Origin of the sequence: Burkholderia sp. AU6039 (assembly GCF_002223365.1) — a bacterium.
Classification (GTDB): Bacteria; Pseudomonadota; Gammaproteobacteria; order Burkholderiales; family Burkholderiaceae; genus Burkholderia.
Genome location: NZ_NKFK01000003.1, coordinates 1,691,136 through 1,706,429, shown reverse-complemented (window position 1 = coordinate 1,706,429; position 15,294 = coordinate 1,691,136). Strand labels below are relative to the sequence as shown.

The window sequence follows — 15,294 nt, the reverse complement described above, 5'->3', positions numbered from 1 at the left end:
CAATCCCGGCGCGCGCATGTGCGCGCGTCGCGGCGCGACCGAAAACGGTACAATGTCGCCCGTTTTCGTGACAGTAGTTTGACAATCTCTCAGGAATCCCATGTTCGGTCGATTCATGCCCACCGAGGGCAAGTTCTTTGAACTCTTCAACGCGCACGCGAAGCACATCGTTTCCGGTGGCCGCGAGCTCGAACTGCTGATCGACAATCTCGCCGACGCCGAGATTCACAAGCAAAACGTGCAAACCGCCGAGAAGGCCGCCGACAAGCTCACGCACGAGGCGATCGATCTGCTGCACAAGACTTTCATCACGCCGCTCGATCGCGACGAGATCCACAAGCTGATCACGACGATGGACGACATCCTCGACCTGATGGAAGACGTCGCGACCGCCGTGTCGCTGTATGACGTCCGTTCCGTCACGTCCGAAGCGAGCCAGCTCGCGCACATCGTCACGCAGTCGGCCCAGCACGTGCAGCAGGCGGTCGGGTTGCTGTCCGACATGAAGCAGTCGGCACAGATCCTCAAGCAGTGCGAGGAGATCGACCGCTGGGAGTCGGAGGCCGATCGCGTGCTGCGCGCGGCCATGTCGAAGCTGTTCCGCGAGGAAGACGACGTGAAGACGCTCATCAAGCTGAAGGCGATCTACGAGCTGCTCGAAGAGATCACCGACAAGTGCGAGGACGTCGCGAACATCATCGAAGGCATCGTGCTGGAAAACGCCTGAGCGGACCACGATGCATTCGATACAACTCGCCCTATGGATGGTCGCGGCACTAGTGCTCGTCGCGCTCGTATTCGACTTCATGAACGGCTTTCACGACGCGGCGAACTCGATCGCCACCGTCGTGTCGACCGGGGTGCTGAAGCCCCAGCAGGCCGTCGTGTTCGCGGCCGCGTTCAACGTGATCGCGTACTTCATCTTCCACCTGAAAGTCGCCCAGACCGTCGGTAAAGGCACGATCGACCCCGAGATCGTCGACCATTACGTCATATTCGGCGCGCTGGTCGGCGCGATCGGCTGGAACGTGATCACGTGGTACTACGGGATCCCGTCGAGCTCGTCGCACGCGCTGATCGGCGGCCTCGTCGGCGCGGCGCTCGCGAAGTCAGGCTGGAGCTCGCTGAACATCGACGGGCTGCTGAAGACGATCGCGTTCATCTTCATCTCGCCGCTGCTCGGCTTCATCCTCGGCTCGCTGTTCATGCTCGGCGTGTCGTGGCTGTATTTCCGCACCGCGCCCAGCAAGGTCGACCGGCGCTTCCGGCGGCTGCAGCTGCTGTCGGCCGGGCTGTACAGCCTCGGCCACGGCGGCAACGACGCGCAGAAGACGATCGGCATCATCTGGATGCTGCTGATCGCGTCGGGCTATGCGTCGGCGACCGCCGATGCGCCGCCGGCGTGGGTGATCGGCGCGTGCTACCTGTCGATGGGCCTCGGCACGCTGTTCGGCGGCTGGCGCATCGTGCGCACGATGGGCCAGAAGATCACGAAGCTCAAGCCGGTTGGTGGCTTCTGTGCGGAAACCGGTGGCGCGATGACGCTGTTCCTCGCGTCGTTCCTCGGCATTCCGGTGTCGACCACGCACACGATCACCGGCGCGATCGTCGGTGTCGGCGCGACGCAGAAGCTGTCGGCGGTGCGCTGGGGCGTGGCCGGCAACATCGTGTGGGCATGGGTGTTGACGCTGCCCGCAGCCGCGTTGTTCGCGGCCGGCGGATGGTGGCTCGGTCACCAGATCTTCTGATCGCCGACGTAGCCGGATCGACATCCGATGCGCCGCAAGCCGAAAGGCTGCGGCGCATTTTCTTTTGGAGCGGGGAGTTTGCGACGGAACGGGCGGGGTGGCGGCACATACCGCCAACGTGATTGACTGTCGAGGTTCGGGCAGCCGGTCAGTAGCTTCCGTTCGCAAACCGCGCGATCGGATCGTCTGCCGTACTGGTGCGCGGGCTGACGGGCGCGGATTGCGTCGACGCGCGCAATACCTGCACCGGTGCGGGTTCGATACCGCGCGGAGACGCCGGCGCGGCGGCAGGCGGCGGTTCGGCATCGAACGCGGCGGCCTGGGCGGCCGTGAGCGCCGTCGTCGGAATCTGCGTGCCGGACTCGACCGGGGCGGTAGCAGGCGCTGCATTGGCCGTCATCGCGGTCATCCCGTCATTCACTGAGGTTGCCTGTTGCTGCGCGGCCTGCCTGCGCGGTGGCGGCGGTTCGTACGGATCGGCGGCCGGGGCCGCGGGTGCGGCTGCGGCGGTCGTCACGACCGGCGCGGCAGCGATAACCGGCGCGGGCGCGGGCGCTTGCGCGGTTCTCGCTTGCGACGACGCATAGGCAGGCGGCCGCGGCGCAGCGGCAGTCACGACCACCGGGGCCGGTGCGGCCGCCGGCGCGCTGCGCGGCTCGTCGCGCTTCGCCTCGTAGGTCGGCGAATCGAACGGCGTTGGCGCCCCACGCGGCGGCGCGACGCGGCGAATGCCGTCGAAACGCTTGGCCCAGTACGGGTTCGTCAGGTAGTCGAGTCGCACGGTGCCGCCCGTCGACGGTGCGTTGACGAAGCGCAGCTTGCCGACATAGATGCCGACGTGCGAATGCGGCCGTCCGGTCGTATTGAAGAAGATCAGGTCGCCCGGCGCGATCTGGTCGGGCTCGATCGACACGCCACGGCCGCTCATGTCGGCCGTCGTGCGCGGCAGGTTCACGTCGGCCGCCCGGCCGATCACGTAGCGCACGAGCCCGCTGCAGTCGAAGCCGCTCGTCGGCGTATTGCCGCCCCAGCGATACGGGACGCCGACGAGGCTCATCGCCTGGATCGAGATTTCTTCCTGGCCGACGCTGTGATCGACGAATTTCGGGAAATTGGCGGGGGCGGGGAATGCGCGCGGCGTCGTGATCCTCATGCCCGAATCGGAGCGCGAGGCCGACTGCGGCGGCACGCTGGAGCAGGCCGCAAGCAGGGAAACGACGGCGACGGGGACCCAAATTCGAAGCATGGCGAGGCGGGCGAGCGCGGCGCGCTCGCGAATCGTATGACAACAGACAGACCCGATGGTAGACGCTCCGGCGGGGCTTAAGCAACCATTCCTGAGAATTTACTTGAAGTTTCGCGCGTAAACTGCGTTGTTGCGTGACGAAGCGTTACTTACGTCTTCGACCCCAAATAAAAACGGCGCTCCTGAAAGGAGCGCCGCGATGCGTCGAAAACCGGCCGACGGGCCGGCCTGTCGCGTTACAGGATGTCCGACGCGTAGTCGGCGAGCCGCGAGCGTTCGCCGCGCGCGAGCGTCACGTGGCCGCTGTGGCCCCAGCCCTTGAAGCGGTCGACGACGTACGTGAGGCCCGAGCTGCCTTCGGTCAGGTAGGGCGTGTCGATCTGCGCGATGTTGCCGAGGCACACGATCTTCGTGCCCGGGCCGGCGCGCGTGACGAGCGTCTTCATCTGCTTCGGCGTCAGGTTCTGCGCCTCGTCGATGATCAGGTACTTGTCGACGAACGTACGGCCGCGCATGAAGTTCATGCTCTTCACCTTCAGGCGCGAACGGATCAGTTCCTGCGTCGCGGCACGGCCCCATTCGCCCGCAGCGTCGTCGGTCTTCTGCAGCACTTCGAGGTTGTCGTCGAATGCGCCCATCCACGGCTGCATCTTCTCTTCCTCGGTGCCCGGCAGGAAACCGATGTCCTCGCCGACCGGCACGGTCGCGCGCGTCACGATGATCTCGTTGTAGCGCTTGTCGTCGAGCACCTGCGCGAGGCCGGCCGCGAGCGCGACGAGCGTCTTGCCGGTACCGGCCTGGCCGAGCAGCGTGACGAAGTCGATCTCGGGGTTCATCAGCAGGTTCAGCGCGAAGTTCTGCTCGCGGTTGCGCGCGGTGATGCCCCACACGTTGTTCTTGTGGTGGCTGTAGTCGCGCAGCGTCTGCAGCAGCGCCGTCTTGCCGTTCAGCTCGCGGACGATCGCATGGAACGTCGGCTCGCCGTTCTGCGGCTCGAGATAGACGAACTCGTTGACGAGCATCGACGCGACGAGCGGGCCGGTCACGCGGTAGTACGTGGTGCCCGTCTTCGTGTCCTGCCAGCTCTCCATGCCCTTCGCATGCTTGGTCCAGAAGTCCTGCGGCAGTTCGCGCACGCCGTTGTACAGGAGGTCCTTATCCTCGAGCACCTGGTCGTTGAAGTAGTCTTCCGCGGGCAGGCTGAGCGCGTGCGCCTTGATCCGCATGTTGATGTCTTTCGACACCAGCACGACCTGGCGATCGGGTCGGTCGCGCTGCAGCGCGCGCACGACGCCGAGGATCTGGTTGTCGGCCTTGCCTTCGGGCAAGCCTTCGACGGGCGCGATGTCCGCCAGCTTCGTCTGGAAGTACAGGCGGCCGAGCGCCTCGCGGCTGCCGAGGCGCGACAGCGGGATGCCGGCCGTGATCGGGCCGGCATCGGCGACGAGCGCGTCGAGCGTGCGGCTGACCTGGCGTGCGTTGCGCGCGACTTCGGACATCCCCTTCTTGTGGTTGTCGAGTTCCTCGAGCGTCATCATCGGCAGATAGACGTCGTGTTCCTCGAAGCGGAAGAGGCTGCTCGGGTCGTGCATCAGCACGTTGGTGTCGAGCACGAACAGTTTCTGCAGTTCGGCTTCGGCGGGCTTGCGGCTGCGCGACTTCGTCGCGGCGCCGGTATCGCGCGCGGGCGCGGCGGCCGGTTTGTCGGCAGCCGGTTTGTCGTTGCGTGCAACGACGGGTGCCGCGGGTTCGGCGGGCGCCGGCATCGGCTGCAGCAGGGCAGCCGTCTGTTTGGTCTTGCGGCCGCGAGCGGGTGCGCTCGCGGCATCTTGCGCCGAAGACGCGACGGCGCGCAAAGGCGCGGCCGTGTTCGCGGCTTCGGTCATCGGTTGGGCCACGCTCGCCGGACCAAAGTCACCGGCTGTGGATGCGTCCCCTTCGGCGGATTTCTTCGCGGCTTTCGCGGGCCGCGCTTTCGCCTTGTATTCGTCGGGTGGCAGCAGGCTGCCGAGCTTGCTGGGGGGAGTAGGCAAAGGCATGGTGTCCCTCGGGAGGAATCGTGTCGCATGGCGTGCGCCGCTGATCGCATCCTGCGTGACGTAGACGCATGCAGTTTGCGCGCGGTGGCGCACAGGAAGTTCGTCTAGCCGGTTCGCCTAAGTGTCGATCAGCTCCTTGACGCGGTGAGGGCCGGACCGAGGCCCGGCGCGCAATCCATAAAAAAAGCCGCTGCCTCGTCGATAGAGGCATGCGGCTTGGCTGATACGGTCGTAATGCGCGTCAGGTGCCGGCAAGCATCGCAACGAGCACCGGCGCAGCTACGAGAAATATGGGGCGAACTGGCATTCATTGCGGCCCAATATAACGCGCCTCAAAGCGCTTGTACAGCACTTAGCACGTCGTCCACATGACCCGGTACCTTGATGCCGCGCCATGCCTGGCGAAGCACGCCGTCGGCGTCGATCAGGAACGTGGAGCGCTCGATTCCGCGCACTTCCTTGCCATACATTTTCTTCATCTTGATGACATCGAACAGCGCGCACAGCGCCTCGTCGGCATCGGAAATCAGCGGGAACGGCAGTTCGAGCTTTGCCTTGAAATTGTCATGCGAGCGCAGGCTGTCGCGCGACACGCCGATGACTTCCGCACCGGCTTTCTTGAACTTCGGATAGAGATCGCGGAACTGCAGCCCTTCGGTCGTGCAGCCCGGCGTGTTGTCCTTCGGATAGAAGTACAGCACGAGTTTCTTGCCCTTCAGGTCGGACAGCGAAATGTCGCCGCCCGTGGCCGGTGCGGTGAAATCGGGAACTTGACGGTCAACTTCGACGGACACGTGTTTCTCCTGTTGTTATGGAAAGGCGCCGCTGCGGCGGCGCGGTACGGCGGGGCGTCGCGGCATGCGCCGCAAGGGCGCAGCGGCGACGCCGGCTCGTGCGAACTCAGTCGGGCTGGACGATCAGTTCGCCGGAGCGGCCGGGGATTTCGCCCCACGTGACAGGGTACGATGGCAGCGAGTCGCGGTCCAGCGTCGCGTGGTAGTCGCCCATCGTCGCGAACGTATGGCCTTGCGCGCGCCAGCCGGCGAGCAGTTGCTCGAACACGGGCGCGAGCTTCTGGCCTTCCAGTTCCGCATGCAGCGTGAACACTTGGTCGTGCGGATTGGTTTCGGTGAACTTGAGGATGTGCGCGGCGACGTTGTGCGTGTCGACGCCGTCGATGCCGAGCACTTCGTCGAGCGTCGGCAACGTGGTGGGCATCTGCACGTGCGACAGCGTGCGGCCGTTGACGACGGGCAGGTACGGCGAATGGCCGCGGCCGTCGGATGCGTAGCGCATCCCCCATGCGTCGATCTGCTCGAACGCGGAATCGTTCATCTGCCAGCCGGCCGCGCCGTGCGTGACGGGCGGCGCGCCGAAGACCTCGATGAAGCGCGCGTGACTCTTCTGCATTTCACGCGCGGTCCAGTCGCGATCGCGCGCGCGGACGTTGTCCTGCCAGTACACGTGATCCCACGTGTGGATCCCGCATTCGAAGCCGGCCTCGTGAATCGCGCGCATGTCGGCGATCGCGCGGCGGCCGATGTCGGGGCCCGGCAGCAGCACGCCGTACATCAGCTGCTTCACGCCGTAGTGCTCGACCACCGACGTGCGCGACACTTTCTTCAGGAAGCCGGGGCGGAACACGCGCCGCAGCGCCCAGCCCGTGTGATCGGGCCCGAGGCTGAAGAGGAAGGTCGCGCGCGCATTGAAGCGGTCGAAGATGCGTGCGAGGTTCGGCACGCCTTCGCGCGTGCCGCGCAGCGTGTCGACGTCGATCTTGAGGACGATGCGAGCCAAGCGAACGTCCCGATCAGCCTTGCTGTTCGACGAGCGCGCGCGCGTCGGCGACGTGGCCGCGATACGCTTCGAAGATGTTGCGCAGCGCGTCGTCGAACGTCGCTTGCGGCGCCCAGCCGAGTTCCTGCATCGTGTTGTCGATCTTCGGCACGCGGTTCTGCACGTCCTGGTAGCCGTTGCCGTAGTAGGCGCCGGACGTCGTCTCGACGAGCTTCACCTGCTTGGCCGAATCGGCGTACTCGGGGAATTCCGCCGCCAGTTCGAGCATCTTGTGCGCGAGTTCGCGAACCGAGAAATTGTTCTTCGGATTCCCGATGTTGTAGATCTTGCCCGACGCGACGCCGTCCTTGTTCTCGATGATCTTCATCAGCGCGCTGATGCCGTCGCCGATGTCGGTGAACGCGCGCTTCTGCGAGCCGCCGTCGACGAGGCTGATGTTCTCGCCGCGCACGATGTGGCCGAGGAACTGCGTGACCACGCGCGAGCTGCCTTCCTTCGGCGTGTAGATCGAGTCGAGGCCCGGGCCGATCCAGTTGAACGGGCGGAACAGCGTGAAGTTCAGGCCTTCCATCCCGTAGCCCCAGATCACGCGGTCCATCAGCTGCTTCGAGCACGCGTAGATCCAGCGCGGCTTGTTGATCGGGCCGTAGGTGAGGGCCGATGCATCCGGGTCGAACTGCTCGTCCGAGCACATGCCGTAGACCTCGGAGGTCGACGGGAACACGAGGTGCTTGCCGTACTTGACGGCCGAACGCACGATCGGCAGGTTCGCCTCGAAGTCGAGTTCGAACACGCGCAGCGGCTGCTGGACGTAGGTGGCGGGCGTCGCGATCGCGACGAGCGGCAGGATCACGTCGCACTTCTTCACGTGATACTCGACCCACTCCTTGTTGATCGTGATGTCGCCTTCGAAGAAATGCATCCGCTCGTGGTTGACGAGGTCACCCAGCCGATCGGTCTGCATGTCCATGCCGAACACTTCCCAATCGGTGGTTTCAAGAATGCGCTTCGACAGGTGATGGCCGATGAAGCCGTTCACACCCAGGATCAGGACTTTTTTTGCTTTCATGAATGACGGGAAGAATGAATGAACTGCGCGAATTCCGCGGGCGTCACGACGGTTTCGCTGCCGTCGCGCTGCTGCCACAGCTCGAGAATGGATAGGGCGCGGCTGTCGCCGCAGACGCCGAATAGCGCATTATCGCTTACGTGCAGGCCGGGCGGCAAATCTGCCGCGGCGGCCGCAGCCGCGCTGCCGGGCGCCGCCAGGCGCGCGCGCGCGATCACGAAACGCGTGCCGTCGACGTCCGTGAACGCGCCCGGATACGGGGGCGCGACCGCGCGCACCAGGTTGTAGACCTGCGCGGCCGGCTTCGACCAGTCGACGCGGCCGTCCTCGGGCTTGCGCCCGCCGTAGTAGCTGCCGGTCGAGAGATCGTTCGGCAGGTGCGGCGCCTCGCCCGCGAGCAGCGCGGGCAGCACGCGCCAGAGCGTCTGCTCGGCGGCGACCGTGACCTTGTCGAACACCTGCGTGGCCGTGTCGTCCGGCAGGATCGGCACCGCGGTCTGGCCGATGATCGCGCCGGCGTCGGGCTTCGCCGCCATCTCGTGCAGCGTCGCGCCGGTTTCGGTTTCGCCGTTCAGCACCGCCCAGTTGGTCGGTACCCGACCCCGGTATTTCGGCAGCAGCGACCCGTGCATGTTGTACGCGCCCTTCGGCGCGATCGCGAGCAGGTCCACCGGCAGCATGTGCCGGTAGTAGAACGAGAAGATGAAGTCCGGCTGCGCGTCGGATACCGCGCGGCGCAGCGCCGGATCGGCGGGATCGGCCGGCGTGACGACCGGAATGCCGTGCTCGGCCGCGACGGCCGCGACGCTGCCGAACCAGATGTTCTCGTTCGGGTTGTCCTCGTGCGTGACGACGAGCGCGACGTCGACGCCGCGCGCGAGCAGCACCTGCAGGCAGCGCACGCCGACGTTGTGATACGCGAAGACGACTGCGCGCGGCTTCATTGCGCGGTACCCGTGCGGTTCGCGCCGGCCGGCACCGGCGGCACGCCGTCGTGCTGCTCGAGCACGGCCTGGATCAGGTAGCGCGGCCGTGCACGCACCTGCTGGTAGATGCGGCCGACGTACTCGCCGAGCAGGCCGAGCGCGAAGATGATCACGCCGAGCAGGAAGAACGTGATGGCGAACAGCGTGAACACGCCTTGCACTTCCGCGCCGACGATGAAGCGTCGCACGAGCAGCAGCACGAACAGCGCGGCGGAGCCGAGCGACAGGATCACGCCGATGAACGACAGCCACTGCAGCGGCACGACCGAGAAGCCCGTCACGAGGTCGAAGTTCAGCCGGATCAGGCTGTACAGCGAGTATTTCGACTCGCCGGCGAAGCGCTCCTCGTGCGCGACCTCGATTTCGGTCGGTTTCTGCGCGAACGTGTACGCGAGGGCGGGGATGAACGTGTTGACTTCGCCGCACACGTTGATCGTGTCGATGATGCGGCGGCTGTATGCGCGCAGCATGCAGCCCTGGTCGGTCATCTTGATGCGCGTGATGCGCTCGCGCAGGCGGTTCATCATCTGCGACGCCTTGCGCCGCCACAGGCTGTCCTGGCGCTGCTTGCGGATCGAGCCGACGTAGTCGTAGCCCTCGCGCATCTTCGCGATCAGCTTGCCGATTTCCTCGGGCGGGTTCTGCAGGTCGGCGTCGAGCGTGATGACGATCTCGCCGCGCGATTGCGCGAAGCCGGCGAGGATCGCCATGTGCTGGCCGTAGTTGCCGTTGAGCAGCACGATGCGCGTCGTGTCGGGACGGACGTGGAACTGATCGGCGAGCATCGCGGCCGAGCGGTCGCGGCTGCCGTCGTTGATCAGGATCACTTCGTATGACGTGTCGAGTGCGTCGAGCGCCGGATACAGCCGCGCGAACAGCGCAGCGAGGCCGTCTTCCTCGTTGTACACGGGGATGATGACCGATACTTCGGGCCGGCCGGCGTCCAGGTGCCCGGCGGCCGGATGCCCGGCGCGTGCTTCAAGGTGACTCATGTACGCTTATTTTCCGTATTGTTCACAAATCTGGTTGATGGCGTCGACCACGCGACGCACGTCGCCGTCCGTCATCTGCGTGAAGAGCGGCAGCGTGACGGTCGACGCGCCGTACCGTTCGGCGTGGGGGAACATGCCCTCCTTGAAGCCGCGTGCACGGTACAGCGTGAAAAGATGGATCGCCGGGTAGTGGATGCCCGTGCCGATGCCGCGTTCCTTCATCTGCGCCATGAACTCGGCGCGGGTGATCGTCAGGCGCTCGAGCGGCAGCGTGATCAGGAACATGTGCCAGTTGCCGTTCTCGAATTCGGCGATCGGCAGGCCGACGCCGAGCTTCACGGCTGCACTGCCGTCGAAGGCGGCGAAGTAGGCACGCGCAAGCGCGCGGCGCTGCGCGGTGAAGCGTTCGAGGTGCGGCAGCTGGCCGAGGCCGACGCGCGCGGCGACGTCGGTCAGGTTGTACTTGCCGCCGAGCACGTCGCAGTCCATCCCGTCGAAGCCCGTGCGCGTGATGCCCTGCAGCCGGTACTTCTGCGCGAGCGTCGCTTCTTCCTCGTTGTTCAGCACAAGTGCGCCGCCTTCGATCGTCGTCAGGTTCTTGTTCGCGTGGAAGCTGAACGACACGATGTCGCCGATCGCGCCGATGCGCTTGCCGTTCCACGTCGAGCCGAACGCCTGCGCCGCGTCCTCGATCACGCGCAGCTTGTGCGCGCGCGCAATGGCGTACAGGCGGTCCATGTCGACCGGCAGGCCGGACAGGAACACGGGGATGATCGCCTTCGTGCGCGGCGTGATCGCCTGCTCGAGCTTGTCGAGGTCGATGTTGCGCGTGACGGGATCGATGTCGGCGAACACGGGCGTCGCGCCCGTCTCGAGGATCACGTTGCTGGTCGAGACCCACGACGCCGGCGTCGTGATGACTTCGTCGCCGGGGCCGACGCCCGCGATGCGCAGGCCGATCTCCAGCGTGCAGGTGCCCGAATTGAACGCGCGGACCGGACGGCCGCCGCAGTACTCGGACAGCGCCGCTTCGAATTTCTGGCTCTGCGGGCCGGTGGTGATCCAGCCCGAGCGCAGCACGTCGACGACGCCCTGGATGGTTTCCTCATCGATCTCGGGGCGGGTGAACGGCAGAAACGGAGCGGTAGTCTGGCTCATGTACGCTTTGGGCCTGTAATGGCGTGTAATAAAAGGGTCGGGCGATCCCGGCCGAAACCGGCATTAAACACCGGTTGGCGGAATCGCACCGTGATTTTTTGTAGGCAGACGCTTAATGCGCGCGGCGGGCGTGCTCAGCTTCGCGCGAGCACCAGCACGCCGATCAGGATGATGCCGATGCCGACGAGCCGCTGGACCGAGAGCACTTCGCCGAACAGGTACCAGGCCGCGAATGCGTTGACGACGTAGCCGAGCGACAGCATCGGATACGCGATCGACACGTCGACCCGCGACAGCCCGACGATCCAGACCACGACGCTCAGCACGTAGCAGCCGAGGCCGCCGATGATCGGCAATTGGGTCGCGATCTTCAGGCCGACCGGGACAATGTTCGCACGGCTGAATTCGAAGTGTCCAACGGCGTTGACGCCGGCTTTCAGCAGAAGTTGCGCACAGGCGTTGAGCATCACGCCGGTGATGATGCAGACGAACGAAACGGGATTCATGCAGCGGGCGTCCTTACGATTGCGGTTTCTCGACGATCACGCGGCGGTTGTCGCGTGCAATCACGCGCATCGGCACGCCTTGCTTGACCAGGTTGTCGTACTCGCCGGGCGGCATGATCGCGAGCGCATGGGTTTCCTGCTTCCAGCGCGTGATCCACTCGTCGACGGTCGGAATCCACTTGTTCGGCTCCATCGAGATCCCGAACGCGAGCTCGTCCTGGCGCTGGACCATGATCGTCGTGTGGCCCATGTAGAACGGGAACGTGTGATCGAGCATCTCGATCGAGTAGAACGGCGTGTCGGCCGGCAGTTTCGCCAGTTCGGCGCGCACGGTGGGCGCGAGCAGCGCGCCGGAGCTGTAGCGGCCGAATTCGTCGTGACCGGTGCCGCCGATCGTGCCGAACGCGAGCCAGGCGGCGCCGAAGGCCGCGAGCGCGGCGGCCACGCCCGCGCGGCGGTTCAGCCATGCGGCCGCGAGGGTCAGCGCGGCCGCGACCGCGAGGCCCGCGTACAGCCACATCTGGAACGCGCGGTACAGCGCGTTCGGCGTGCGGGCATCGCCCTGGTACGCGAGGAAGATGATCCCGAACGCCGCGACGACGAGGAACACGAGGTAGCCGAGCAGGTGGCGGCGGAACCGGTCGGCGCTGATCAGCGGCAGGTACGCGCCGATGATCAGCGCGAGCGCCGGCGCGACCGGCAGCACGTACGAGATCAGCTTCGAATGCGACGCGCTGAAGAACAGGAAGATGAATGCGCTCCAGATCAGCAGCACGAGCATCGGAGAGAAGCCGTTCGGCTGGCGCGGCATCCGCAGCGCATGGCGGATGCTCTGCCACGCGACCGACAGCCACGGCAGGAAGCCGACCAGCAGCACGGGCACGAAGTAGTAGAGCGGGCCCGGGCGGTTCTGTTCCGGGGTCAGGTACCGGCGGAACTGCTGGACGATGAAGAAGAAGTTGAAGAACTCGGGGTTGCGCTGCTGGACGAGCACGAACCAAGGCGTGACGATCGCGAAGAAGATCACGAGGCCGCTCACCAGGTACAGGCGCTTCCACAGCGCCCAGTCGCGCGCGATCAGCGTATAGAGCACGAGCACGGCGCCGGGGAGGATCAGGCCGACGAGGCCCTTCGACAGCACCGCGAACGCCATCGCGGCCCAGCATGCCCACATCCAGCCGCGTGCCGCGGCCGGGCGCAGCCCGGGCCGCTGCGCGAGCAGCAGCGAGCACAGCGACAGCGCCATCCAGAACGCGAGCCCCATGTCGAGCGCGTTGAAGTGGCCCATCAGGTTCCAGTACGGCGACGACGCGAGCACGACGGCGGCGAGGAAGCCCGACAGCGGGTTGAACAGGCGCGCGCCGGTGTAGCCGACCAGCAGGATGCCGGCGAAGCTCGCGACGGCCGTGTAGAGGCGCGCCTGCCATTCGCCGATGCCGAACCACGCGAACGTGAGCGCGTTCAGCCAGGTCTGCAGCGGCGGCTTCTCGAAATACTTGTAGCCGTTGTAGCGCGGCGTGATCCAGTCGCCGGTGACGAACATCTCGCGCGCCATTTCCGCATAGCGGCCCTCGTCGCTCGGGATCAGGTGGCGCAGCCCGAGCGGCGCGAACCAGACGATCGCGAGCGCGATGACGAGGAGGACGAGCGTGATGCGATTGAGCGGTAGCCTCGACGGCGTATCGTTCATGGATTTTCAGCCTGTTGGTTATTGTGACGGGCCGCCGGCGGGTTGCGCCGGGGGCGGGCGGCCTGGCCGGGCCGATCCGGGGGATCGACCCGCTGCGCCGGCCCGAGTTTTACCGCATCGGGGATTAACGTTCAATTAAGAGCGCGGCGGCGACTTTGCGGCCCTCGGCCATCAGGATGTTGTAGGTGCGGCAGGCCGCCTGGAAATCCATCGTCTCGACGCCGATCCGCTTCGCCGTGAGCGCCGCGACGAGCCGCGGGTGCGGGAAGCGCAGCCGCGCGCCGCTGCCGAAGATCACGAGTTCGGGTGTCGGGTCGAGCAGCATCGCGAAATGCTCGGGCGCGAGCGCGTCGAACGACGACACGGGCCATGCCTGGACCGGCGCGCCGGGCAGCACGATGACGCTCGTTTCATGGCGTTCGAGATTGACGTCGACATAATCGGAGCCGTAGCCGGTGACGGTGTTGAGCGCGCCGCTCGTGTCCTGGTGCAGTTTCAAATCGGTATTCCGCGGTTCCGTAGGGGGAATGTATCGCAGGGCCACACGGGCCCGAATGGCCGGTTTCGCTTGCCCGAGCACGCGGGATGCCTGACGGCGCGGGCCCGGCGCGGCTATGGTGCATTGCGAAAGTCAGCCAAAATCCGCTAAATTATAACTTTTTGGTCGCCCCCGGGCGCCAATTGCGTCGCGCGTCGCCACAAGCCGCGCCCGACCGCCCGCTTTTTCCCCAGTCTAGACAGCGCGCACAGACCGGCCGCTTTCCAGTTTTGATCCCGTCCCCCGGCCGCAAGGCCAACCCAGGAACCGTGTCGTCGTGAAACCGATTCAGAAGTCGAACAAGCTGCTCAACGTCTGCTACGACATCCGTGGCCCGGTGCTCGAGCACGCGAAGCGCCTCGAGGAAGAAGGCCACCGCATCATCAAGCTGAACATCGGCAACCTCGCGCCGTTCGGTTTCGACGCGCCGGACGAGATCATCCAGGACATGATCCGCAACCTGCCGACGTCGTCCGGCTATTCGGATTCGAAGGGCGTGTTCTCGGCGCGCAAGGCCGTGATGCACTACACGCAGGAAAAGGGCGTCGTGGGCGTCGGCCTCGACGACATCTACATCGGCAACGGCGCGTCCGAGCTGATCGTGATGGCGACCCAGGCGCTCTTGAACGACGGCGACGAAGTGCTGCTGCCCGCGCCCGACTACCCGCTGTGGACGGCGGCGGTCAGCCTGTCGGGCGGCACGCCGGTGCATTACGTCTGCGACGAGCAGAACGCGTGGATGCCCGATCTCGACGACATCCGCCGCAAGATCACGCCGAACACGAAGGCGCTCGTCGTGATCAACCCGAACAACCCGACGGGCGCGCTTTATTCGGACGAATTGTTGCTCGAACTGCTCGAGATCGCGCGCCAGCACGGGCTGATCGTGTTCGCCGACGAGGTGTACGACAAGATCGTCTACGACGGCCTCGAGCACACGGCGCTGGGTTCGCTGTCGGAGGACGTGATCACCGTCACGTTCAACAGCCTGTCGAAGAGCTATCGCTCGTGCGGCTATCGCGCGGGCTGGATGGCCGTGTCGGGCCTCGGCGGCGACAACCGCCGGCACGCGAAGGATTATCTCGAGGGGCTCGGCATCCTGTCGTCGATGCGCCTGTGCGCGAACGTGCCCGGGCAGTTCGCGATCCAGACGGCGCTCGGCGGCTACCAGAGCATCAACGAGCTGATCGTGCCGAGCGGGCGCCTGTACAAGCAGCGCGAACTCGCGTACGACATGCTCACGTCGATCCCGGGCGTGACCTGCGTGAAGCCGCAGGCCGCGCTGTACATGTTCCCGCGCCTCGACCCCAAGCTCTATCCGATCCAGAACGACCAGCAGTTCATTCTCGACCTGCTGCTCGAGGAGCGCGTATTGCTCGTACAGGGCACGGGCTTCAACTGGACGACGCCGGATCACTTCCGCGTGGTCTTCCTGCCGAACCTCGACGACCTGACCGATTCGATCAACCGGATCGCACGCTTCCTCGACGGCTACCGCAAGCGCCATTCGGCCTGAGCGGCACGG

General features: G+C 65.7%; 14 protein-coding genes and 1 pseudogene. 4 read left to right on the top strand and 11 right to left on the bottom strand.

The genetic code is table 11. The features are described 5' to 3' along the window. Window positions 1-100 precede the first annotated feature (100 nt). Together CFB39_RS10710 and CFB39_RS10705 are read left to right on the top strand one after the other, a co-directional pair. The gene (locus CFB39_RS10710; RefSeq protein WP_034188683.1) at window positions 101-727 is read left to right on the top strand and encodes a DUF47 domain-containing protein; all 627 of its coding nucleotides are present in this window, start codon (window positions 101-103) and stop codon (window positions 725-727) included. 10 nt (window positions 728-737) lie between these two features. Next, window positions 738-1,748, top strand: a complete 1,011-nt coding sequence (locus CFB39_RS10705) for an inorganic phosphate transporter (RefSeq protein ID WP_046543500.1) — start codon at window positions 738-740, stop codon at window positions 1,746-1,748. Window positions 1,749-1,896: 148 nt separating this feature from the next. Here the strand turns inward: CFB39_RS10705 and CFB39_RS10700 are convergent, their stop codons facing one another. Continuing rightward, window positions 1,897-2,994, bottom strand: a complete 1,098-nt coding sequence (locus tag CFB39_RS10700) for a C40 family peptidase (RefSeq protein WP_089473024.1) — start codon at window positions 2,992-2,994, stop codon at window positions 1,897-1,899. A 236-nt stretch (window positions 2,995-3,230) separates the two neighbouring features. Next, window positions 3,231-5,033 carry a PhoH family protein gene (locus CFB39_RS10695; RefSeq protein WP_089425590.1) on the bottom strand — a complete coding sequence of 601 codons (1,803 nt, stop codon included), beginning with the start codon at window positions 5,031-5,033 and terminating at the stop codon, window positions 3,231-3,233. On the opposite strand from CFB39_RS10695, the pseudogene CFB39_RS41145 reads away from it, so the two are divergent. After that, window positions 4,929-5,173, top strand: a pseudogene (locus CFB39_RS41145) (hypothetical protein); the annotation flags it as partial. The gene CFB39_RS10695 and the pseudogene CFB39_RS41145 sit on opposite strands and share 105 nt — an antisense overlap. Before the next feature lie 192 nt (window positions 5,174-5,365). On the opposite strand, the gene CFB39_RS10685 reads toward CFB39_RS41145, so the two are convergent. The 9 genes from CFB39_RS10685 to CFB39_RS10645 form a co-directional block, all read right to left on the bottom strand. Continuing rightward, on the bottom strand, window positions 5,366-5,827 hold the full coding sequence (locus CFB39_RS10685) for a peroxiredoxin (protein WP_006756046.1): 462 nt from the start codon (window positions 5,825-5,827) through the stop codon (window positions 5,366-5,368). Between the two features lie 106 nt (window positions 5,828-5,933). Next, the gene (locus CFB39_RS10680) at window positions 5,934-6,830 is read right to left on the bottom strand and encodes a polysaccharide deacetylase family protein (RefSeq protein ID WP_089425589.1); all 897 of its coding nucleotides are present in this window, start codon (window positions 6,828-6,830) and stop codon (window positions 5,934-5,936) included. Between the two features lie 13 nt (window positions 6,831-6,843). Next, window positions 6,844-7,899 (bottom strand): bifunctional UDP-4-keto-pentose/UDP-xylose synthase, encoded by a 1,056-nt coding sequence (locus CFB39_RS10675; protein ID WP_006482864.1) that lies wholly within the window; start codon window positions 7,897-7,899, stop codon window positions 6,844-6,846. Beyond that, a complete protein-coding gene (locus CFB39_RS10670) occupies window positions 7,896-8,843 on the bottom strand; it encodes a formyltransferase (protein ID WP_089473023.1) in 948 nt (315 codons plus the stop codon). The genes CFB39_RS10675 and CFB39_RS10670 overlap by 4 nt, the downstream gene beginning before the upstream one ends. Further along, window positions 8,840-9,877 (bottom strand): glycosyltransferase, encoded by a 1,038-nt coding sequence (locus CFB39_RS10665; protein WP_089425587.1) that lies wholly within the window; start codon window positions 9,875-9,877, stop codon window positions 8,840-8,842. Before CFB39_RS10665 ends, CFB39_RS10670 begins: the two co-directional genes overlap by 4 nt. Window positions 9,878-9,883: 6 nt before the next feature. Next, window positions 9,884-11,035 carry a DegT/DnrJ/EryC1/StrS aminotransferase family protein gene (locus CFB39_RS10660; protein ID WP_089473022.1) on the bottom strand — a complete coding sequence of 384 codons (1,152 nt, stop codon included), beginning with the start codon at window positions 11,033-11,035 and terminating at the stop codon, window positions 9,884-9,886. A gap of 134 nt (window positions 11,036-11,169) precedes the next feature. Continuing rightward, the gene (locus CFB39_RS10655; RefSeq protein ID WP_089473021.1) at window positions 11,170-11,541 is read right to left on the bottom strand and encodes an EamA family transporter; all 372 of its coding nucleotides are present in this window, start codon (window positions 11,539-11,541) and stop codon (window positions 11,170-11,172) included. A 13-nt stretch (window positions 11,542-11,554) separates the two neighbouring features. Beyond that, entirely contained in the window at window positions 11,555-13,231 is a 1,677-nt protein-coding gene (locus CFB39_RS10650; protein ID WP_089473020.1) for a glycosyltransferase family 39 protein, read from the bottom strand. A gap of 124 nt (window positions 13,232-13,355) precedes the next feature. Then, the gene (locus CFB39_RS10645; protein ID WP_089473019.1) at window positions 13,356-13,730 is read right to left on the bottom strand and encodes an Mth938-like domain-containing protein; all 375 of its coding nucleotides are present in this window, start codon (window positions 13,728-13,730) and stop codon (window positions 13,356-13,358) included. A 316-nt stretch (window positions 13,731-14,046) separates the two neighbouring features. Here CFB39_RS10645 and CFB39_RS10640 point away from each other — a divergent pair, with 316 nt between their 5' ends. Then, window positions 14,047-15,285, top strand: a complete 1,239-nt coding sequence (locus tag CFB39_RS10640; protein WP_089425584.1) for a pyridoxal phosphate-dependent aminotransferase — start codon at window positions 14,047-14,049, stop codon at window positions 15,283-15,285. Window positions 15,286-15,294 lie beyond the last annotated feature (9 nt).

Coding starts and splice junctions, on each gene's coding strand:
- CFB39_RS10665 (WP_089425587.1), bottom strand. CDS start 9,877: ATGAGTCACCTTGAAGCACGCGCCGGGCATCCGGCCGCCGGGCACCTG.
- CFB39_RS10675 (WP_006482864.1), bottom strand. CDS start 7,899: ATGAAAGCAAAAAAAGTCCTGATCCTGGGTGTGAACGGCTTCATCGGC.
- CFB39_RS10655 (WP_089473021.1), bottom strand. CDS start 11,541: ATGAATCCCGTTTCGTTCGTCTGCATCATCACCGGCGTGATGCTCAAC.
- CFB39_RS10710 (WP_034188683.1), top strand. CDS start 101: ATGTTCGGTCGATTCATGCCCACCGAGGGCAAGTTCTTTGAACTCTTC.
- CFB39_RS10705 (WP_046543500.1), top strand. CDS start 738: ATGCATTCGATACAACTCGCCCTATGGATGGTCGCGGCACTAGTGCTC.
- CFB39_RS10700 (WP_089473024.1), bottom strand. CDS start 2,994: ATGCTTCGAATTTGGGTCCCCGTCGCCGTCGTTTCCCTGCTTGCGGCC.
- CFB39_RS10695 (WP_089425590.1), bottom strand. CDS start 5,033: ATGCCTTTGCCTACTCCCCCCAGCAAGCTCGGCAGCCTGCTGCCACCC.
- CFB39_RS10660 (WP_089473022.1), bottom strand. CDS start 11,035: ATGAGCCAGACTACCGCTCCGTTTCTGCCGTTCACCCGCCCCGAGATC.
- CFB39_RS10650 (WP_089473020.1), bottom strand. CDS start 13,231: ATGAACGATACGCCGTCGAGGCTACCGCTCAATCGCATCACGCTCGTC.
- CFB39_RS10670 (WP_089473023.1), bottom strand. CDS start 8,843: ATGAAGCCGCGCGCAGTCGTCTTCGCGTATCACAACGTCGGCGTGCGC.